Consider the following 19,974-nt stretch of genomic DNA (forward strand, 5'->3'; position numbering starts at 1 on the left):
CTTTCAAATGCGTTGCGGCGGCAGGGAGCATTGCGCTCCTTGCCGCCGCAGCGGATGACCGTGTTGGGCCGGATCAGCCGAATTTGCGGTAGAACAGGCCGGTCAGGCCACCCAGCGCCAGCCAGAACACCGCATTGGCCAGGGCCGTGGCCTGGATGAAGGCGCGCGCCAGTTGTTCCGGCGCCAGGCCACCATGCACTTCGGGCTGAGGCGCGCCGATGATATGCGGCACCACCAGCAACACCGCGCCGGCCAGCTTCCACGGCCAGGCCCGGGCATAGACGATGGCGCCCAGGCCGACCGCGGTCATGCCGGCCGTCATCACCCACCACCATTGACGCGCATGCAGGGGTGCGGCCAGCGTGCCCGGCACCTCGGGCGGCAGGCCCAGCGACGGCGCCACGAAAAAGACCAGGTAACCTGCCACGCCCCACAGCAGGCCGCTGCGCCAGCTGACCTGACGGCCGCTGACGGCAATCGCCGCCACCAGCATCAGGGCAAAACCGATCGCCATGCTGACATTGGCCAGCACCGTATAGGCGGTGCGTTCGGCGCCATCGGCCGGCTCCCATTCGTCGCCGTCATGGCTGTGTTCGTGCGCATGGCCGGCATCGGCAGCAACCGCCGCGACCGGGGCGGCTTCATGCGAATGGGGTGCTTCGGCGTGCGCCGCTTCGCCGGCCTTTTCGTATTCTTCGGCCTGCAGGATGATCTTGCTGACCTGCAGATGTTGCACGCCCGACAACAAGATGCCCGACAGCGCGCCGGCAATCACCACGGCCGACGCCATGCGGCGGAAAACGGTCCAGTTCATCAGTGGGTCCGGCTTAGTGGCAGGGGAAGCCGGCCGAATGGCGACCGTCGTGGGCGGCATTGTGCAATTCGACCTTGGACGCAAAACCGGCGCCGTAGATCAGCGCGGCGCCCAGCGCGAAGGCCAGCAGCGACGGCGCAATGCGGTCGCGCCAGACGTTGGCGCCAGTGCCGATGGCGGCGTGGTCGATGGAATCGGTATTGACGCCCGAGTGGATGGACATGTCTGTTCCTTGGTTGGCCAGTGGACGAAGCGCAAACGTGATCGGCAGGCCAGCCAAAAAACCGCGTCAGGCCACGCGCCATGCTGCGCCAGGAGCGCGTGGGGCCGGGGTCGGATCGACGGAAATCGGGATGCTGTCCTAACGCTCGCCCTCCGCGATGCAATTCAGAATTTGCTCCGGGCCGGTCTCCGGGCTGGCGAGACGGAGTGTGACTCCATGGACAGGCGCCTTCCCATGCAGTGCACAGTGGCGTGATGCGTGTCCTTCTCGCTTACCGTTGCGGGGGCAGCGCTGGCCTTGACCGGGCCCGACGGGCTGGTCGCACCAGCTTCCCGTTTAAAACCCTGGCGCGACAGCGCCGGGGATACCAGAAGCAATGCTATGGCGCGCAGTATAAAGGGTGCTCAGGGATGGGGCAAGCCACCTCTCAGCCAGGCTCAGCCGGGCTCGTCGCCGCGCGGCTTGCCGGGCGCAAGCGCTACGCGCTGCGCATTCTTGCGCACGCTGCGCTTTTGAGCGGCCAGCTTGCGGGCGTCGTCCTCGACGATCTCGCGTCCGATCTCGTTGTCGGAGGCGACCTCGCGCACCTCGGGCTGGTGCGCGCTGTTGATACGGCGGATCTCACGGTCGATGGGACCGGCCGCCGGCCGCGCCGGCATCACCGCCTGCTGCGTGACGGAGCCGATGGCGGCGCCAAAGACCTGCGCAAAATTAGGGATCAGCGAATCGGATTGGTCCATCTCAGCCTCCCTCTACTAACAATATTCCCAACCAGCAACAACTACATGCGAATCGGCTTATCCGATGGCAGCGGATTGAACGGCGGATCCTCGACCGGAACCGGGTCGTCATCAGGCAACTCCGACGGCGGCAGCTGCGGCTCCGGTGTGGGCGGGGTTTCCTGCGGCGTGTGTAATCGCATTAATCGGGTCATATCGCTCGCTCAGAGTGGGTTCTGGTGCGGAATCGGATCTTGCGGCGGCGTCGGGTCCAGTGGCGGCACCTCGAGTGGCGGCGTGTCTTGCGGCTTGTGTTCCAGGATGGACATGGCAGTCTCCGGTGAAAATGGCAATGGAAGCGAGCTTATTTTTTTGCTGGCGGCACTGGCTGCAGGCCGTCATCGATACTGGCCAGCGGGTCTTCGGTGCCGTCCGGCTCGACCACGCGAAACTGGTCGGTCTCCAGCACCGGCAGGCGATATTGCTCGGTGAGCGCCGATGGACGACCGAAGCGGGCGTCGTTTTCAGCCTGCGCCCGGCGTTCGCGCTCGCCGCGGATAGCCTGGTCGCTGCGGGCGGTCGTGGCTTCGCGGTTGGCGTTGCCCTGCTGTTCCTGGCGACGGCGCTCCATGGTGTAAGTATCTGGCTCACCCTGGACGGTGTGACGCAGCAAAGCCGCTGCCTGTGTGCCCGATGCGTGGTTTTCCATGTCAATGTCCCCTTCAGGCGTAATGAAATGCAAACAAATCCATCTTACGAACGCCCACCGCCGGCAACAGCCGGACAGTGGAGCATTCGCTTGTAGGAGGTCTGGAGGGAGAACAGGCGGGGCTTGCCGGCCGGAACATCGCCGGCCGGCCCGCGTAGGTCAGGCGCCGTCGAGCGCGCGGGTGACGATCTGTTGCGCTTCGCTGAAGATGCGATCCAGGTGCGCCTGGTCGCGGAAGCTTTCGCCGTAGATTTTATAAATGCTCTCGGTGCCCGAGGGACGCGCCGCGAACCAGCCATTGTCGGTTTCGATCTTGAGGCCGCCGAATGGCTTGTCGTTAGCCGGCGCGGTGGTGCGCACCTGGCGAATGGTTTCGCCCGCCAGCTCGGTCGAACTGACATCGGCCGGCGACAGCTTCGACAGGCGCGCCTTCTGGGCCGGCGTGGCCGCAGCCTCGATGCGCCCGTTGATCGGCGCGCCCAGGATATCGGTCAACTCACCATAGATCTCGCCGGGGTCGCGACCGGTGCGCGCCGTCATTTCGGCCGCCAGCAAGGCGGCGGTGATGCCGTCCTTGTCGGTGCTCCATGGCTGGCCGTCGAAACGCACGAAGGAAGCACCGGCGCTTTCTTCGCAACCGAACGCCAGGCTGCCGTCGTAGAGACCGTCCACGAACCACTTGAAACCGACCGGCATCTCGAGCAGCTTGCGGCCCAGGTGATCGGCCACGCGGTTGATCAGGTGACTCGACACCAGCGTCTTGCCGATGGCCGCGTCGGCGCGCCAGGCGGGACGATGGCGATACAGGTAATACACCGCCGTGGCCAGATAACTGTTGGCCGACAGCAGGCCGACGCTCTTGGCGATGATGCCGTGGCGGTCATGGTCGGTGTCGCACGCCATGGCGACATCGAAGCGGTCCTTCAGGGCAATCAGTTCGGCCATCGCATGCGGCGACGACGGGTCCATGCGGATCTGCGCGTCCCAATCCAGGGGCACGAAACGGAAGGTGGCGTCGACGTCGGTATTGACCACTTCCAGGTTCAGCTTGTAGCGCTCGGCGATCGCGCCCCAGTAATGCACCCCTGCCCCGCCCAGCGGATCGACGCCGATCCTGACGTTGGCGCCCGAGATGGCGGCCAGGTCGATGATGTTGGGCAAGTCGCTGACGTAGTTGTCGAGATAGTCGTAGCGGCGCGTGGTGTCGGCCTTGAGCGCCTTCTGGAACAGCATCCGGCGCACGCCGTCGAGACCGGCTTCGAGATAGCCGTTGGCGCGTTGCTCGATCCAGCCGGTCACGTTGGAATCGGCCGGACCGCCATTGGGCATGTTGTACTTGAAGCCGCCGTTGTCGGGCGGATTGTGGGAAGGCGTGATCACGATGCCGTCGGCCAGCGCCCTCGGATGCAGGCGGTTATGTCCCAGGATCGCGTGCGACACCGCCGGCGTGGGCACGTAAGGGCTGCCCTCGGCCAGCATGGTCACCACTTCGTTGGCGGCCAGCACCTCGAGCGCGCTATGCCATGCCGGTTCCGACAGCGCATGGGTATCGATGCCGAGGAACAGCGGACCGCTGAAACCCTGCTGGCGCCGATAGTCGCAAATGGCCTGGGTGATGGCCAGCACATGCCACTCGTTGAAGCTGTACGCATTGGCGTTGCCACGGTGACCGGAGGTGCCGAAGGCGACCCGGTGCGCAGCCTCGGCGGCGTCGGGGCGCAAGCTGTAATAGTTCGACAGGAGCACTGGCAGGTCAGCCAGCGAAGAGAGTGCCGCGCGCTTGCCGGCCAGTGGATTGACGCTACTCATGATGTTAGTTTTCTTGGTAAGTGGAAACAAAGTCAGCGGTAGACCCCGGCGACACTGTTGCGTTGCACCAGAGTGATGAAATCAGGTCGCATTGTAACGGCAATGCAGGGCCTCGCAGTAGCCCCTGATCCTCTGCAACGCACATTGCACAACGCAAACATGCGCCGTTCAGGCGCATGTTTGCTTCAGGGCAAAACTAACAGGGAGATGTCAGCTCACGCCCGGCGCCGGAAGGCCCGTACGATCACCAGCAACACCACCGCGCCGAGAGTGGCGGTGACGATGGAGGCCAGGATGCCGCCGCCGACGGCGATGCCAAGCAGGCCCGCCAACCAGCCGCCGATGACCGCGCCGACGATACCGATGAGGATGTCAGCCAGGATGCCGAAACCGCCTCCCTTGACCAATACCCCTGCCAGCCAGCCGGCAACGGCGCCAATGATCAGCCATGCGATGAGTCCGTGTTCCATGATGGTTCCTTTCGTGTTGTGTTTGAGACCCGCCGCGCTAGGTTCGATTGCGGCAACGGATGAGGCAATGGTAGGCAGCCGCCAGCGCCGTCGATATCGGACAGCGGCCCATTTCCTTGTAGGACAAGTGCGCCTGGCGCGGTGGACCACAGGGTTGCCGCACGACATGCCGATGTCGGCCGGATCCGGAATTTCCGGTTTTCCTACATTGCAAACAGCTACTTTCTGATAGCTGGCGGCGCAGCTCCTGCCTAAGCTGGCGTCACCCTGGCAATGCAGTGCAGCAATTGACCGCATGCCGTTGAAAAAGACGCGAAACAGCTCGCCCAGAAGAAAGACACGACGCCATGCTATCCCTGCCATCCTGCCTGCAAATGTTCACCTCGCCTCGCGCCCTGTTCGCTCCCGGCGCGGCAGCCCGCCACCACGATGCCGAGATGGAGGCCATCGACCAGATGTCAGCCCATACGCAAGAATCGGTGCAATTGCTGCGCCAGATCTCGATCAAGGCGCCGCAACTGGCGGCCGTACTGGATCAGCTGGAAGAAGGTGGCGCCAGCCACCGGATCGAATTTACCGACGCGCCACCGGCCCGTCGCCTGCCGCAGACCGCATCGATGCTGGACATGACGACCGGCCTGCTGAGCAATGCCTTTCCCACTGCGGCGCCGTTGTTCTACAGCTGCCGCACCTATTTGCATTTGAAGCTTCTCAAGAAAAAAACCGGCTGATGGCGCAGATGCGCATCAAAGCCTGTCACTCGCAAGGGTGAGGATGTTACGTCGACCAACTTTTACCTGGGCCTAATATGACCAAGATTACCAAAGCCGTTTTCCCTGTCGCCGGTCTGGGCAGCCGCTTTCTGCCCGCCACCAAGGCACAGCCGAAAGAAATGCTGCCCATCGTCGACAAGCCGCTGATCCAGTACGCGGTCGAAGAAGCCGTCGCCGCTGGCATCACCGAGATGATTTTCATCACCGGACGCAACAAGCGCGCCATCGAAGATCACTTCGACAAGGCCTATGAACTCGAAAGCGAACTGGAAGCCGCCGGCAAGACCAAGCTGCTGGAAATGGTCCAGACCGTGATCCCCAAACATATCAACTGCGTCTATGTGCGCCAGGCCGAGCCGCTGGGCCTGGGCCATGCGGTGCTGCTGGCCAAGCAACTGGTGGGCAACGAGCCCTTCGCCGTGCTGCTGGCCGACGATTTCATGGATGTCGAGGCCGGTCAGCCGAACGTGATGGCGCAAATGACGGCCGCCTTCGAGCGCGAAGGCCGGAGCCTGCTCGCGGTGCAGGATGTGCCGCGCCTGGAAACCCGCCAGTACGGCATCGTCAGCGGCAGCCCCTACCAGGATCGCCTGGAACTGGTCAGCGGCATCGTCGAGAAACCCGCGCCTGAAGTGGCGCCGTCGACCCTGGCCGTGACCGGCCGCTACGTGCTGACCCCGGCCATCTTCGATCACCTCGAGAAGATCGGCACCGGCGCCGGCGGCGAGCTGCAACTGACCGATGCCATCTCGGCCCTGCTGACGCAGGAAGAGGTATTGGCCTATCGCTACGAAGGCCAGCGCTTCGATTGCGGCTCCAAGCTGGGCTACCTGAAGGCGGCCGTGGCGATGGGCATCAAGCATCACGAAGTGGGCAGCAACTTCTCGCAGTTCCTGCGCGAATTCAAGGAAGACAACGCCCTGCAGCAAGCAGCCCAATTGAAGGTGACGGCGACCATGGGCGCGATGCGCGATGGCAGCGCCGAGGTCAAGGACTTCGAGCCGGCCACGCATGCACGGCCGGTCGCCAACGAAATCAAGCCGCAGGCCACCCGCAGTTTTATGTAGTAATCCAGCAGCGCCCTGTCAGACCCAGTAGAGACCGACGTACCTTGCAGTCCCGCCGCTTGCGGCCGGACTGCATTTTTTATGCTGTCACAAAGCGTTCATCTGCCCTTGCTAGCATCGCCCGGCGCAATCAAAGCGCAGTATTGATCCAATGCAAACGTTTTCAACAACGAATTGACGGGATGAAATCGTTGTCATTGCGCCAGTGCATTGCTACGGATTGTCAAACGATATATATTGTTTATATCAAATTTATGAGGAGGGTTCATGGTAACCAAGGCGCAAACTGCAAAACCGACTGTAAAGACCACACCTGCGGCAGCCACCGTCACTGCCGTGGCACGCAAGCCAGCAACGCCCAAGGCGGCACCTAAGGCGGCGGCAAAGCCAGCCCCCAAGCCGGCCGCAAAACCTGCTGCGGCAAAGCCAGCACCCAAGGCAGCCGTCAAGGCCACGCCTGCGGCCGCACCGAAGATCGCTGCAAAACCGGCCGCAAAGCCAGCGCCCAAGGCTGCCGTCAAGCCGGCGCCCAAGCCTGTCGCCGCCAAGCCTGGCGCGGCAGCACCGGCCCCGGCGCCGGTCGCCAAGACCGACAAGAAGGCGGGCAAGCCGAAGAAGGTCAAGCAGGTGCGTGACAGCTTCACCATGCCCGAGAACGAATACGCCGTGCTGGCGCAGGTCAAGAAGACCTGCCTGAAGGCCGGTGTCGAGATCAAGAAGAGCGACCTGCTGCGCATCGGCGTGTCGCTGATCAAGAACCTCAAGATCGCTGACATCAAGGACATCCTGGCCGGGCTCACGCCACTGAAGGTCGGTCGTCCCAAGAAGTAAGCATCGGCGTTACCTGCAGCAAGTAAAACGCACCGCAATAGCGGTGCGTTTTTCGTTGGTGCTGCCCTGCCCTGCGGCCTCAGCCACGCTCATCGATGGTCTTGATCACTTGCCATTGGCCGCCCTTGACGCCGTACAGCGTGAAGACCGGATCGCGCAGGTTGCCATCGCGGTCGAAAGCGATATGGCCGGTGACGCCGCGATAGCGAATGCGGTGCAATTCATTGGCCAGCGGTGCGCCATCGGTTGCATTGGCCTGGCGCATGGCGGCGGCGATCACGCGCACGGCGTCATAGGCGAAGGGGGCATAGAGATAGATCGGATCCGGGTACCGGGTCTTCCAGGCATGCTCGAAATGGGTCCACTGCGGACCGCGATAGGACGGCGGCCCCGGTTCGAGCACCACCGTGCCTTCGCCGGCGCTGCCGGCCAGGCGCACGAAGGTGGGACCGACCACGCCGCCGATGCCGACCAGCGGCGCACTGATCTGCAGGCGCCGCATTTCATTGACCAGTTGCGCGGCCTGGGCGTCGAGGCCGGCGAACAGCACCGCATCGGGCTTGAGCGAACGCACCGTGCGCAGGATGCCGTTGAAGTCCGAACTCTTGCTGCTGAGCGAGAAGCGGGCCGCGATCTTGCCGCCCTGCGCCACCACGTTGCCCGCGAAGTCGGCCGCATAACCGGCGCCGAACGGCGTGCGGTCATCGATCACCACCACGCTGCCAGCCTTCATCTCGCGCACCACATAGTGGGCGATATGGCGCGCGCCCTCGCCGTCGTGCGGCACGATGCGAAAGGCGCTGGCATAGCCCTGCTGGGTATAGGCGGGCGAAGTCACCGCCGGCGCCACCTGCACGATGCCGGCGGCGGCATAGATGCGCGACGCCGGAATGCCGACGCCGCTGTTCCAGTGGCCGACCACGGCCGAGACCCGGCTCTTGACGAAATAATCGGCCACCAGCTCGCCGGTGCGCGGGTCGGCGCGATCATCCTGGGCCAGCAGCGCAAAGCGCACCGGCTCGCCATTGATGACCGGACGCCCGGCGTTGAGATCGTCGATCGCGAGCTGCGCTGCGCGCTCAAGGCTCACGCCGGTACTGCCCGACGGCCCGCTCAGGGGCGCCGCCAGGCCGATGGTGATGACGCGCTCGGCGTGCGCCGCCAGGCTGGCCGCGCATGCCACTACGGCGGCCAACATGGTTCGTACTGCCCGGCGCGCCGGGAAAGGGGGTCGCATCTTGATGTCCTCGTTATGCCCGCACTGTCGCATGCCGGGTGACGCTAGCAGATTTCGGGCCAAGCGCTTGTTCCCGTCATTCAAGAGTTGCCGACATTACTACAGAAACCGACATCGCCTGGTCTCTCGTGCGACAATCCGTCCGATCCCATGAACAACCACGCGAAACAGCCATGTTGATTGCCACTTTCCTGCATTTGTTGGGCGCCACCATCTGGGTCGGCGGCATGTTCTTTGCCCATATGGCGCTACGTCCGGCGCTGACCGAGTTACAACCGGAGCAACGGCTGCGCCTGATGGCTGCGGTGTTGACGCGCTTCTTCACCTGGGTCTGGGTGGCCGTGGCGCTGGTGCTGGGCAGCGGCCTGCACATGATGTTCAAGATGGGCGCTGGCCATGTGCCGCCCTATGTCCATGCGATGGCAGGCATCGGCGTATTGATGATGCTGATCTTCGCCCACGTTTTCTTCGCCCCGTTCGCCCGCCTGCGCCGGGCCAGCGCCCAGCAAGACTGGGACCGCGCCGCGCGCGCCCTGCTGCAGATCCGCACGCTGGTGGGGCTGAACCTGGCGCTGGGCCTGGTGACCCTGGCCATTGGCGCCCTGGGCCCGTTGATGGCTTGAGCAGCCACCCGGGCTTTACACTTAGACAGCGCCCGCAGGCCAGGCAAATCTGGCTATGATGAGGGCAGCACAAGCTGCGTTTGGCCAACTATAAGGGGGAACACAATTGCTGACAGAACCACAACGCCATGAAGTCGCCGACCTGTTATGGGATTGCTGGGCCCATGGTCGACGTGTCGCCGAACTGCCGCCCGCCCTGCAGCCATCGGACCGGGCCGAAGCCTACGACATCCAGCGCCGGCTGGAAGCGCGCAGCTTTGCGCCGCTGGCCGGCTGGAAGATCGGCGCCACCGGCCCTGGCGGCCAGCAATTGCTCAATATCGATGCTCCGCTGGCCGGACGCCTGCTGGTAGAACGCCTGCACCGCAGCGGTGCAAGCATTGCATTGGGCAATAGCCTGATGCGCGTCATCGAAGTCGAAGTGGCGTTCCGCATGCGGCACTCGCTGCCCCCACGCGCCACGCCCTATACCCGCGACGAAGTGCTGGACGCGGTGGGCTCGGTGCACCCTGCCCTCGAAATCCCCGATACCCGCTATGACAATTTCAGGACAGTGGGCGCCCACCAGCTGATCGCCGACAACAGCTGTGCCGATCAATTCGTACTGGGCGCGCCCTATGCTGGCGACTGGCGCAGCCTGAACCTGGCGACCCTGCCTACGAGCGGCCGCATCGACGGCGGCGAACAGCGCGACGGCAGCGGCGCACAGGTGCTGGGCGACCCCGTTGCCGCGCTGACCTGGCTGGCCAACGAACTGTCGCAACACGGCCAGACGCTGGGCGAGGGCCAGATCGTGGCCAGCGGCTCGACCATCGTGCCCATGCCGATCCGTGCCGGCCAACGCATTGTGGGCGACCTCGGTCCGCTGGGATCGGTCGAGGTCACGCTGGACTGAGGCCGCCCGCCGCTACAAAAAAAGCCGGACGACGCACACTGCGCTGTCCGGCTTTTACTATGGCGCGTACCCGCGGCCTCAGCTGGGCTTGACCTCTTCGTAGCGACGCGCCAGTTCCTGGCGCAGCGACTTGCGGATCACGGCAGCCTCGAAGCGACGCTTTTCCTCCTGCGAGAAGGGCCGCAGCGGCGGCACCGCGATCGGCTTGCGCTTGTCGTCCACTGCCACCATGGTGAAAAAGCAGCTGTTGACGTGACGCGTGTCCTGGGTGCGGATGTTTTCGGCCACCACCTTCACGCCGATTTCCATCGACGACGTCCCGGTGTGATTGACGCTGGCCAGGAAGGTCACCAGTTCGCCGACGTGAATCGGCTGGCGAAACATCACCTGATCCACCGACAGCGTGACCACGTATTGCGCCGCATAGCGGCTGGCGCAGGCATAGGCGACCTGGTCCAGCAGCTTGAGGATGGTCCCCCCGTGCACATTGCCGGCGAAATTGGCCATGTCAGGGGTCATCAGGACCGTCATGGTGAGTTGGTGAGATGGCAGGTCCATGGTGCGTTGGCTTTCTCTGTGCGGTCGAAATGTGGAGTGTGGTTGGCCGGCAGCTGCATCCCCATGCAGCTCAGCCGGCCGCAGATATTACCAGTCTCGCGGCCGGCATTCCAGGCTTTCAGGCGCGCACGGCCGGTTCTGCCGCCGCAAAATGCTCTTCGCAGTTGCGCAGGAACTGCTGCACCGAGGCTTCCACCGATTCGGGCGACCAGCCGGCCACGTGCGGCGTGAGCACTACATTGGGCAAGTCGACCAGTTCGGCCGGCGGCTGCGGTTCGCTCTCGTAGACGTCCAGCCCGGCGCCGGCCAGGCGGCCTTCGCGCAGGGCCGCAGCGACGGCGGCGGTGTCGACAATGCTGCCGCGCCCGATATTGACCAGATAGCCCTTGGGGCCCAGTTCGTTGATCACGCGACTTGAAATGAGGTGCCGGGTATCGGCGCCGCCGGGTGCGGCCACGATCAGGAAATCGGCCCAGCCGGCCAGCTGTGCCACATCGGGGAAATAGTGGTAATCGACATCGTCGCGCTTCTTGCGGTTGCTATAGGCCACCTCGACATCGAAGCCGGCCGCGCGGCGGGCGATCTTCTTGCCAATGTTGCCCAGCCCGACAATGCCCAGGCGCTTGCCGGCCAGTTGCGGCTGCAGCGGCAGGCCATCGCGCCAGACCCCGGCGCGGGTGGTCCGGTCGAGCACCGGAATGTGCCGCACCGTGGCCAGCAGCAGGCCCATGGCGTGATCGGCCACGCAATCCTCGTTGGTGCCGGAACCGGTGGCGATGTCGATGCCGTGGGCGCGCGCATGGGTCGAATCGATGTTTTCGTGGCCGGCGCCGAAAGCGCAGACCAGTTGCAGGCGCGGCAAGGCCTGCATTTCAGCAGCGGTGAGGCCGGTGGAGCCATTGGTCAGCACCACGGCAACCTGCCTGGCGGCGCCGGCGATCAGGTCGGCGCGGCGCTGGCGGTCGGGGGCGTAGAGGATGTCATAGTGCTGGCCGATGGTGGCGGCGCTGGCGTCGGAAAGATGGATCAGGACAAGCAGTGGCGGCTTCATGTTGTTGGGCGCAGTCATGAAAAACAGTGGATAAGGGATGCCGGGGGCGATGCAATGTCGCCCATTTTATGCGAAATCCCTCACCACGGCCGAGCAAGCGCCCGCGCCCGACACCTCACGCTAATGGTGCCCGGGGCCGCTTTCGACCAACTCGTGGGCCGCCTTGCGCGCGCCCTCCTCGGCCGATTTCTCGTCATCGAAGGTCTGGTCGGGCAACACCCGCTGCGAAGGGAATACGGGGTTGCGGTGCATCGGATTGGTCGAATGTCCGAAAATAGCCACATTGGCGACCCAACCGTCGCCGCCAATGACGCGCTGGCCGGAATACTCGATCTCGTAGTCGCCGATCTGTTCGGTTGCCATGCTGGTCTCCCTGGTGATTGAGGCACCTGTGGATACGGCGCCCGCAGGCGCCATATCGGTGCGCATGTTACGCAGCGCCGTCGCCGGCACGTTCGCTCAGATGGCTGATGGCATAGCCCTTCTCGCCTATCTGCATGTAGGCGTCTTCTGACTGCAAGGTGAAATGCCTGCGACCGTCGCGCTCGAAGTTGACATCCTGCTCATGCAATTGCCAGTCGGTATTGGTGACCTCTTGCGGCATAGGCTTCTGGTGCGGCACGACAAGATAAGAAAAGAGTCCATCGCTGTCCGGGCGTTTATACACATCGACTTTCATCGTCAGCCTCCTTGGTGGCGGTTGTGGTTGAACCAGGCGGCGCAGCGCCTCACCATTGCCGATGAGCTTGCAGGAGCGCCGATTGCCGCCTGCTTTTGTCCGACTTGACGAGCCGGACTTGGTTCAGGAGAAGATGCCTCTTCCACCATAGCAGCCGCTTGCGGCAGATTCCAGCGCGAGCCGCGTCAATAATAGGTCAGCAGGAACTCGGCCCTGACGTTGACGGTGCCCGCCGTCACCGCGCCAGTTCGATAGTATTGGGCGAACAACGACAACGTCGCCTGCTGTCCCACTACCGCCACCGAAGCGACGTTATTGGGGCCTTGCGGCGTCAGCGTCTGGTTACCCTCTCGCATGCCCACATGCAGGGCTACGCCCGACGCGGTGCCCTGGTTGGCAAAATAATCGGCATGGCCCGGCACGATCTGTCCACTGAACGCAAAAGCGGCACGATTTACCGCCGCGCTGCAACTATTGAGCCGCAAGTCGAAGTTGACGCGTCCGCCATAAGGTGTCGCACTGCTCAGGCTATTGGCAGAAATGGTCGGCAGCCTGACGGTGCGATTGCCGTCGCCAACGCTGAGCTGGCAGGTACGCGCCGGCCTGGGGACGAAGCTGCCGTTGAGCACCTGGTAGAGCATGTGGTCGGTCGATGCGCCGTGGCGATCCCAGGCAGGATGAATCGAGATGAGGATTACGTTGCTCAGCGTCGCTGTATTTGGCATATCGCCATTGCCATGCCAGAAATGCACGTAGTATTCCAGCGTGAAATACGTCGTCTCACCAGCTTTGGTGCGATAGCCGGTATCGATGGGAAAGTCCTGATACGGGTTGACGATCTTGCCCTTGTATTCGATGGCGATGCCAACGCTCAGGCCATACAGGTTCAATCCGACGCCTTGCGGAAACACATGAATTACGATCGGCTGGTCCGTGTATTCATTAGACGGCGTCTGACACGCTACTTGCACGCGTTGCAATGGCGAGCGCCAGAAATAATTGATCCCCCAGACCACGGGCGGCACTTCGATCGTCCCGACATTGAGCGGATATCGCGACGGCCCGGCTATATCGTTCAACCGGCAGATCACTGCCTGCGCGTCGGCCAGCATGAGCGACAACGCCAATAACATGAAAATCCGGGAAAGCGTTCGACGCAGCAAGCCGCCGCCGAGGAAGGGGATGGAAGAATTTGACATGGGGTTTCGGCCTACCGTTGAGTTAACCGGATTCTGCGCGCTTCGCCCTGCCAACTAATATAGGAAATGTCTCAAACTATTTCTGTTGCACAGGAGCAAACAAACTACTATTTGCTCATATCGCATTCAATCGGCTTGTCGCTGCAACCAGGCCAACACGCCATCCAGACTACGGAAATCCGATAGCGAACGGCAGGCAATCTGCGGATGGCGTTCGCGCAGCATGCGCGACAGCGCATTGCCGGGGCCGAGTTCCAGCGCGACCTCGATGCGATGCTCGGCGCAGGCGTCCATGCAGGCGGCCCATTGGATCGGTTCGCCCAGTTGCCGCACCAACTGGGTTCGGGCCTGGACCGGATCGGACACGGCCTGGCCGCTGACGCCGGCCAGCAAGGTGGTCTCAAGCACGCCGGGCGGCATGCCATCCAGCAGCGCCGCAAATGCTTGCTGCGCGGGCTGCATCAAGGGCGTATGCGAGGCCAGCGCCACCGGCAATTCGCCGCAGTGCGCGCCAGATCCCGAAAGCTCGGCTGCCAACGCCGTCAATGCCGGCTGCCGGCCCCCGACGATCACGCTGTCGTCGCCGGTGACGATGGCCAGGTGCGCATCGTGACGCGACAGGCTGGCCATGATGCGCCCCAGCGGCAAGCCACCGACCGACATCAATCCCTGCGGGTCGCGCACCGCCTCGTCCATCAGTCTGGCACGCCGGGCCGCCAGCGCGACCGTATCGAGCGGCGCGAACACGCCGGCCACGGCATAGGCAGATAGTTCTCCCACGCTGTAACCGGCCACCAGCGCCGGCGCACCGATGCTGGCGCGCAGTGGCCCGGCCAGGGCCTGCCATGCCGCCAACTGCGCCGCCACCACCAGCGGCTGGGCGTTGCGATTGGCAAACAGCGCCTGGGGGTCGGCCAGCACCTGCTGTCGAGGAGCGCTGAGCAAGGCGTCGAGCTGGCACTGCGCAAGGAAGTCGGCTGCGCGCGCGTCGCCGTGCAGCAAGTCGAACATGGCCGGATGCTGCCCGCCCTGACCGGGGCAGAGGATCGCCAGGCGCAGGCTCATGACGCGATTTCATCCAGCATGCAGGCCTGGCGCACCAGACAGGCCGCGGCCAGCAGGTCGGCCGCGCCGCCCGGCGACAGGCGGCGCTGCACGAACGCGCGATGACAATCCTGCGCCTCGGCCAGCCAGCCTGCATGCGCCGTGCCGCCGGCGGCCAGAAAGGCCGCGCTGCGCTGGCGCACCAACTGGGCGCCGGCTGCGCCGCCACGGTGATAGACATTGGTGTCGCTGAGTTGCGCCATCAGGGCGAACAACGCATCGATCCGGGCCTCATGCTCGCTGCGCCCCTGCGCCAGCGTGGCATCGAGTCGCGGCAAGGCGATCTCGAACACCGACGGAAAGCCGAGTGCGCCCTCTTCGCGCGCGCCGCCCACGGCGTGCTTGCTGGCCACTTGCAGGCCATGGCTGTGCTGCGCCGCGACGGGCGAGGTGTGATGCGACAGCGCGTCGCCCCATTGGATCAGCAATGTCGCCCGCAACGCCGCCGGTGACAGGCCGATATGCTGGCCGCGACAATAAGCGCTCGCCGCGCACAGCATGCCCAGCGCGAAGATCGCGCCGCGATGGGTATTGATGCCACCGGTGGCGGCCAGCATGCGCGCTTCGGCCTGCATCCCCAGTTGCTGCAGCTGGGCGAATGGCGCGCCGCGCAGGCCGGCACGGGCAATCTGATAGAAGTAATGGCGCAGCGCAAACAGGCTGCGCATGAAGGTGCCGGCGTTCATGTCGGCGTGACTGCCGTTGTCGACCAGCGACACCAGGCCGGGCTTGGGATAGAGCGTCAATTCCTGGTACAGGCTGCGCACCGCCAAACGCGCCAGTTGGCGGCAGAAGCGGTTTCCCTGCGCCGTCACCGTCAGCGGCGCGGGTGACGCGCGCACCTGCGATGAGCGACTCAGGCCGTGCATGACTGCTCCTGCTCAGGTGCACAATGCAACGCGTCGATACGTTCCAGCCTGACGCCGCGGGCGCCCTTGACCAGCACCCGCGCAGCGGGCTGGTCGGCCTGCGCCCATTCCTTCCAGGCCACCGCGTCGCCGCCGGCAAAGAGGATTTCACCGTCCAGCGGCAAGTGTCTGGCATGGCGCTGCAATAAGCGTATGCCCTGCTCCAGCGCGCTGCTATCCGACGGCTGCCACAGCAGATCGATGTCGGACTGTGCCCTCAGATACGGCTGGCCGGTCAGCACTTGCCACGACAGCGAACCGAACACCCGCAATGGCAGCCCGGCCTGCTGCAGCGCCAGCAGCGGCAGATGCCATGGCCCTGGCAATGCGGGCTGGGCTGCGATCACCTCGGCCAGCGTCAGCGGGGCACGTAGCCGTTGCACATGCGCTTGCGGCACCCGCACCGCGATGCGCAGCTTGTCGCCATCGACGTCGGGCGGCAGCGCTACTGCGGCGCAGACTTCATCGGCGCCGGCATCCGGGTCGGCGCGTCGCAGCACCAGCGGCCACTGTTCTTGCTGCCAGCGCTGCAGCGCCTGACGTTCGCGCGCATCGGCGGCGGCCGACTGCACCTGCGCCCAGCCGGCGTCATCGAGCCAGACCAGGTGGTGACGTTGCCGCAGTGCGGCCGGCGGGCAAGACATCACTTGAATGGCACGTCGTCGGCCACGGCATCGATCACGTGCTGAGCCAGTCGACGCCCGCCGCGTTCCAGCCCAGCGACCGCGCGCCGGTCGGCCGAGCGGTCGACCGCCAGCGCCTCGCGCAGCGACTGCGCCAGGTCGCCGCTCCAGATATCGGCCACGCCGCCCATGCGCAGATAGTTTTCGGGGCCGGGGGCGAACACCGGGTTGTTCCGGGCCAGTTCGGTCAGCCGCTCTTCAGGCACCTTGGTGATGCGCGCCATGGCCGGCAGGCCCATCACGCGGATGGTCGCCTCCGGCAACGCATAGCAGGCGTCGGCGATCAGGCCGCTGGTGATGAAGCCGCCAGAGAGCGCCTGGTCGTATACCAGGCCGATGACCCGATGGCCGCTGCGGCGCGCCAGCTCCACGCATTTGCCCAGGTGCGCCATGTAGCTGTTGATGCCCAGCATCTCGTCGCGGTGACGCAGGCGCTGCCCTTGCGTGTCGACCAGGATCACGATGGCGCGCCCCGGATGATCACGCACCGTGGCCAGGATCGCCTGAGCCTGGGCCAGCGCGATCTCGATGCCGATCGGGGTATGGCCGGTGGTGCCGACCACGGTCACGGTGGCGCCGTCGACCTGGGCGCTGCCGGACAGGAAATTGTCGCGCTCGCCGATGGCATGCCCTTGCGGGAACAACTGCTGCGCCAGTGCGCGCCAGTCGACCTGGGTCGGCGCAGTGGAAGGGGCAGGATTGACTGCTGATTGCATCATATTGGTCCTCTCAGGGGCGCACGCGGTAGGGGTCGACCAGGGCCACGAAGGCGTCGGCCTCCAGCATGGCCAGGTCTTGCGGCGCGGCGATGCCCAGCGCCCGCCAGATATCCTGCGGATCGGCTGCATCGCCGAAGCGCTCCAGGCGCTGTTGCAGCATCGCCTGCTCGGCCGCCAGGCCTTCCAGGGTAAGCGCGCTGGGGCCTGCCGCGCGCAGGGCCTGGATGGCGGCGCCGCGAAAGGCGTCGATGTCGTCGGCCACCAGCGCCTGGCAATCACCGATCAGGTAGCGATGCTTGCCGCCGGTGGTGCGCCAGACCAATGCCCGGTCGCGCGAATCGAATTCCTCGACGCCGTTGGCGGTCTCGATCACCTCCGGGCCCGACATCGCCAGGCGCCCTTCTTCGGACATGATCACCGCATCGGCGCAGCGCGCCACGATGCCCATGCCGCCGAAGCAGCCGTTGGAGCCCCCCACCAGCACCACCACGGCAATGCCGGCGGCGCGCGCCTCCAGCACCGCGCGCATCACTTCGGAGACCGCGATCAGGCCGGCATTGGCTTCGTGCAGGCGCACCCCGCCGCTTTCGACCAGCAACACCACTCCGTCAGCCTTCTTGCGGATGGCGCGCTGGAGCAAGCCGACCAGCTTGGCGCCATGCACCTCGCCGACGGCGCCGCCCATGAAACCGCCTTCCTGCGCGGCAGCCATCACGTGCAGGCCGTCCAGGCGACCTTCGCCGACCACCACGCCGTCATCGAACGACACCGGCGCATCCAGCTGCCCCAGGTGCGGGCTGACCACGCGCTGCGCCGGCGGCAGCAATTCGGTGAAACTGCCGGCGTCGAGCACCTGCACGATGCGCTCGCGGGCGTTGGCTTCGAGGTAGCTGGCGCTCATGGCTGGTCCTCCAGCATGACTTGCACCGCCTGGTCCAGCCGCAGGCTGACCACCGCCGGGGTGGCCCCCATGTCGTTGATGGCGATGCGGGTATCGGCCAGTTGCCAGCGGCCGAAGAAGTCGCCGATCACGGCTTGCCAGATGGCGCCGAAACCGCGCGCGGCGGTCTTGATCTCGATGCTGCAGCCGCCGTCCAGCGCGGCATGCTCGATCAGCACTTCGAGGTTGCCCGAGCTGACCACGCCGACCAGTTCCGGCGCCGGCTTGAGGCGACGGGTGCCGCCGTCAAAACGATAATTCAAGGTTTCCATTGCAGTTGTCCTGGAGCGTGCTTACCAATTGCGAAAGCGCTTGGGTGGCTGGTACAGGCCGCCCGAGGCGCGTACCAGGTCTTTCATGTTCTTGGCCGCCAGCAGGTCGCGGGTGGCCAGTCGCTTGTCGATGCCGAGGTCTTCGGCACGCCGGATCACACCGCGGTCGCGCAGGTTCTCGACCATGCGCCGGTCGCGCCCCAGCCCCACCGGGGTATAACCTGCCACACCCCGGATGGCCTGCTCGCGCTCTTGTTCGGTACGGCACAGCAGCAGGTTGGCAATGCCTTCTTCGGTCAGGATATGGGTCACGTCGTCGCCATAGATCATCACCGGCGGAATCGGCATGTTGGCCTGTTCGGCCAGTTGCCAGGCGTCGAGCCGTTCGACGAAGGCCGGCTGCATGTGCTCGCGGAAGGTTTCCACCGTCTGCACCACCAGCTTCTGGCCGCGCGGGATGGTGTTCTTGCCGGCCCGCGCCTGCTCGCCGGCCTTGAGCCAGGCCGGGCTGGCATGGCGTCGGCCGCGGGCATCGGCGCCCATGTTGGGGGCGCCGCCGAAACCGGCGATGCGGCCCAGCGTGGCAGTCGACGAATTGCCCTGCAGGTCGATCTGCAAGGTCGAGCCGATGAACATGTCGCAGCCGTAGTGGCCGGCGGTCTGCGAAAAGGCGCGGTTGCTGCGCATCGACCCGTCGGGACCGACGAAGAAGACGTCGGGACGGGCGCGGATGTAGTCTTCCATCCCCAGTTCGGAGCCGAACGAATGGATCGATTCGACAAACCCGGCCTCGATGGCCGGGATCAGCGCCGGGTGCGGATTGAGCGCCCAATGCTTGCAGATCTTGCCGCGCAGTCCGAGCGACTCGCCATAGGTCGGCAGGATCAGTTCGATGGCGGCGGTGTCGAAACCGATGCCGTGGTTCAGGCGCTGCACGCCGTACTCGGCATAGATGCCCTTGATGGCCATCATCGCCATGAGCACCTGGATCTCGGAAATCTGCGCCGGGTCACGGGTGAACAAGGGTTCGATGTAATGCGGCGTGGGCGCCTGCACCGCAAAGCTGACCCAGTCGGCCGGGATGTCGATGCGCGGCAAGGTGTCGACGATCTCGTTGACCTGGGCAATCACGATCCCGCCCGAAAACGCGGTGGCCTCGACAATGGCCGGCGTATCTTCGGTGTTGGGTCCGGTATAGAGATTGCCGTGGCGATCGGCCGCCTGCGCAGCCACCAGCGCCACGCGCGGGGTCAGGTCGATGAAGTAGCGACCGAACAGTTCGAGATAGGTGTGGATCGCCCCGATGTTGAGCTTGCCGCTCGAGGCCAGCTTGGCCAGCCGCCCCGCCTGCGGGCCCGAGAACGAAAAGTCGAGTTTGGAGGCGATGCCTTTTTCGAACACGTCCAGGTGCTCGGGCAAGGCCAGCACCGAAAACAGCATGTGCAGGTCATGCACCCGGGCCGGGTCGAGCGCGGCCAGGCTGCGGGCCAGGAAATCGGCCTGTTTCTGGTTGTTGCCCTCGACACAGACCCGGTCGCCCGGCTCGATCACCGCATACAGCAGATCGGTCAGTTGCGCAGCGGCGACCAGCTTGCCGCGCAACTGGCCACCCAACGCATTTGCGGCGCGCTGCAGGCGGGCGTCGCGATTCTGCCCGCGCGCATTCCAGACGCGTTCGTTACCACTCATGG

At 64.9% G+C, this 19,974-nt stretch carries 24 protein-coding genes and 1 riboswitch; of the genes, 5 read left to right on the forward strand and 19 right to left on the reverse strand.

Annotation, left to right across the window (positions count from 1 at the left end):
- Window positions 1-73: 73 nt before the first annotated feature.
- The 6 genes from LBW87_RS20860 to LBW87_RS20885 all read right to left on the reverse strand — a co-directional run bounded on the left by LBW87_RS20860 (window position 74) and on the right by LBW87_RS20885 (window position 4,744).
- Window positions 74-814, reverse strand: a complete 741-nt coding sequence (locus LBW87_RS20860; protein WP_225203395.1) for a CbtA family protein — start codon at window positions 812-814, stop codon at window positions 74-76.
- 13 nt (window positions 815-827) lie between these two features.
- Complete coding sequence (locus LBW87_RS20865) at window positions 828-1,037, reverse strand: CbtB domain-containing protein (protein WP_225203396.1); 210 nt, start codon at window positions 1,035-1,037, stop codon at window positions 828-830.
- Between the two features lie 161 nt (window positions 1,038-1,198).
- A riboswitch (cobalamin riboswitch) is annotated at window positions 1,199-1,424 on the reverse strand.
- A 50-nt stretch (window positions 1,425-1,474) separates the two neighbouring features.
- Window positions 1,475-1,777 (reverse strand): hypothetical protein, encoded by a 303-nt coding sequence (locus tag LBW87_RS20870; RefSeq protein ID WP_225203397.1) that lies wholly within the window; start codon window positions 1,775-1,777, stop codon window positions 1,475-1,477.
- 343 nt (window positions 1,778-2,120) lie between these two features.
- Complete coding sequence (locus tag LBW87_RS20875; RefSeq protein WP_225203398.1) at window positions 2,121-2,465, reverse strand: hypothetical protein; 345 nt, start codon at window positions 2,463-2,465, stop codon at window positions 2,121-2,123.
- Between the two features lie 159 nt (window positions 2,466-2,624).
- Window positions 2,625-4,274: a phosphoglucomutase (alpha-D-glucose-1,6-bisphosphate-dependent) gene (gene pgm, locus LBW87_RS20880; protein WP_225203399.1), complete on the reverse strand. Its 1,650-nt coding sequence runs from the start codon at window positions 4,272-4,274 to the stop codon at window positions 2,625-2,627.
- Between the two features lie 215 nt (window positions 4,275-4,489).
- Window positions 4,490-4,744 (reverse strand): GlsB/YeaQ/YmgE family stress response membrane protein, encoded by a 255-nt coding sequence (locus LBW87_RS20885; protein ID WP_225203400.1) that lies wholly within the window; start codon window positions 4,742-4,744, stop codon window positions 4,490-4,492.
- A gap of 374 nt (window positions 4,745-5,118) precedes the next feature.
- On the opposite strand from LBW87_RS20885, the gene LBW87_RS20890 reads away from it, so the two are divergent.
- From LBW87_RS20890 to LBW87_RS20900, 3 genes are all read left to right on the forward strand, one after another.
- Window positions 5,119-5,475 carry a hypothetical protein gene (locus tag LBW87_RS20890; RefSeq protein WP_225203401.1) on the forward strand — a complete coding sequence of 119 codons (357 nt, stop codon included), beginning with the start codon at window positions 5,119-5,121 and terminating at the stop codon, window positions 5,473-5,475.
- 77 nt (window positions 5,476-5,552) lie between these two features.
- The gene (galU, locus tag LBW87_RS20895; protein WP_225203402.1) at window positions 5,553-6,584 is read left to right on the forward strand and encodes a UTP--glucose-1-phosphate uridylyltransferase GalU; all 1,032 of its coding nucleotides are present in this window, start codon (window positions 5,553-5,555) and stop codon (window positions 6,582-6,584) included.
- A 267-nt stretch (window positions 6,585-6,851) separates the two neighbouring features.
- A complete protein-coding gene (locus LBW87_RS20900) occupies window positions 6,852-7,415 on the forward strand; it encodes a hypothetical protein (RefSeq protein WP_225203403.1) in 564 nt (187 codons plus the stop codon).
- Window positions 7,416-7,494: 79 nt separating this feature from the next.
- On the opposite strand, the gene LBW87_RS20905 is transcribed toward LBW87_RS20900, so the two are convergent.
- On the reverse strand, window positions 7,495-8,652 hold the full coding sequence (locus tag LBW87_RS20905; protein ID WP_225203404.1) for a branched-chain amino acid ABC transporter substrate-binding protein: 1,158 nt from the start codon (window positions 8,650-8,652) through the stop codon (window positions 7,495-7,497).
- Between the two features lie 173 nt (window positions 8,653-8,825).
- On the opposite strand from LBW87_RS20905, the gene LBW87_RS20910 reads away from it, so the two are divergent.
- On the forward strand, window positions 8,826-9,275 hold the full coding sequence (locus LBW87_RS20910) for a CopD family protein (protein ID WP_225203405.1): 450 nt from the start codon (window positions 8,826-8,828) through the stop codon (window positions 9,273-9,275).
- 106 nt (window positions 9,276-9,381) lie between these two features.
- A complete protein-coding gene (locus LBW87_RS20915) occupies window positions 9,382-10,170 on the forward strand; it encodes a 2-keto-4-pentenoate hydratase (protein WP_225203406.1) in 789 nt (262 codons plus the stop codon).
- Window positions 10,171-10,248: 78 nt separating this feature from the next.
- Here the strand turns inward: LBW87_RS20915 and LBW87_RS20920 are convergent, their stop codons facing one another.
- The 12 genes from LBW87_RS20920 to mdcA form a co-directional block, all read right to left on the reverse strand.
- Entirely contained in the window at window positions 10,249-10,728 is a 480-nt protein-coding gene (locus tag LBW87_RS20920; protein ID WP_008114783.1) for an acyl-CoA thioesterase, read from the reverse strand.
- A gap of 118 nt (window positions 10,729-10,846) precedes the next feature.
- Window positions 10,847-11,779, reverse strand: coding sequence for a 2-hydroxyacid dehydrogenase (locus LBW87_RS20925; RefSeq protein WP_225203487.1), 933 nt, complete (start codon window positions 11,777-11,779; stop codon window positions 10,847-10,849).
- Between the two features lie 120 nt (window positions 11,780-11,899).
- Window positions 11,900-12,142: a hypothetical protein gene (locus LBW87_RS20930; protein ID WP_225203407.1), complete on the reverse strand. Its 243-nt coding sequence runs from the start codon at window positions 12,140-12,142 to the stop codon at window positions 11,900-11,902.
- A gap of 67 nt (window positions 12,143-12,209) precedes the next feature.
- Entirely contained in the window at window positions 12,210-12,458 is a 249-nt protein-coding gene (locus LBW87_RS20935; RefSeq protein ID WP_225203408.1) for a DUF6139 family protein, read from the reverse strand.
- A 185-nt stretch (window positions 12,459-12,643) separates the two neighbouring features.
- Window positions 12,644-13,657, reverse strand: a complete 1,014-nt coding sequence (locus LBW87_RS20940) for a fimbrial protein (RefSeq protein ID WP_225203409.1) — start codon at window positions 13,655-13,657, stop codon at window positions 12,644-12,646.
- Window positions 13,658-13,783: 126 nt separating this feature from the next.
- Window positions 13,784-14,722 carry an acyltransferase domain-containing protein gene (locus tag LBW87_RS20945; protein WP_225203410.1) on the reverse strand — a complete coding sequence of 313 codons (939 nt, stop codon included), beginning with the start codon at window positions 14,720-14,722 and terminating at the stop codon, window positions 13,784-13,786.
- Complete coding sequence (gene mdcB, locus LBW87_RS20950) at window positions 14,719-15,630, reverse strand: triphosphoribosyl-dephospho-CoA synthase MdcB (protein ID WP_225203411.1); 912 nt, start codon at window positions 15,628-15,630, stop codon at window positions 14,719-14,721. The genes LBW87_RS20945 and mdcB overlap by 4 nt, the downstream gene beginning before the upstream one ends.
- A complete protein-coding gene (mdcG, locus tag LBW87_RS20955; protein WP_225203412.1) occupies window positions 15,618-16,313 on the reverse strand; it encodes a malonate decarboxylase holo-[acyl-carrier-protein] synthase in 696 nt (231 codons plus the stop codon). Before mdcG ends, mdcB begins: the two co-directional genes overlap by 13 nt.
- The gene (mdcE, locus tag LBW87_RS20960; RefSeq protein ID WP_225203413.1) at window positions 16,313-17,071 is read right to left on the reverse strand and encodes a biotin-independent malonate decarboxylase subunit gamma; all 759 of its coding nucleotides are present in this window, start codon (window positions 17,069-17,071) and stop codon (window positions 16,313-16,315) included. The genes mdcG and mdcE overlap by 1 nt, the downstream gene beginning before the upstream one ends.
- Window positions 17,072-17,081: 10 nt before the next feature.
- Window positions 17,082-17,972, reverse strand: coding sequence for a biotin-independent malonate decarboxylase subunit beta (locus tag LBW87_RS20965; protein ID WP_225203414.1), 891 nt, complete (start codon window positions 17,970-17,972; stop codon window positions 17,082-17,084).
- A complete protein-coding gene (mdcC, locus tag LBW87_RS20970; protein WP_225203415.1) occupies window positions 17,969-18,283 on the reverse strand; it encodes a malonate decarboxylase acyl carrier protein in 315 nt (104 codons plus the stop codon). The genes LBW87_RS20965 and mdcC overlap by 4 nt, the downstream gene beginning before the upstream one ends.
- A gap of 21 nt (window positions 18,284-18,304) precedes the next feature.
- A complete protein-coding gene (mdcA, locus tag LBW87_RS20975) occupies window positions 18,305-19,972 on the reverse strand; it encodes a malonate decarboxylase subunit alpha (protein WP_225203416.1) in 1,668 nt (555 codons plus the stop codon).
- Window positions 19,973-19,974 lie beyond the last annotated feature (2 nt).

This window comes from Herbaspirillum sp. alder98 (assembly GCF_020179755.1).
Taxonomy (GTDB): Bacteria; Pseudomonadota; Gammaproteobacteria; order Burkholderiales; family Burkholderiaceae_D; genus Herbaspirillum.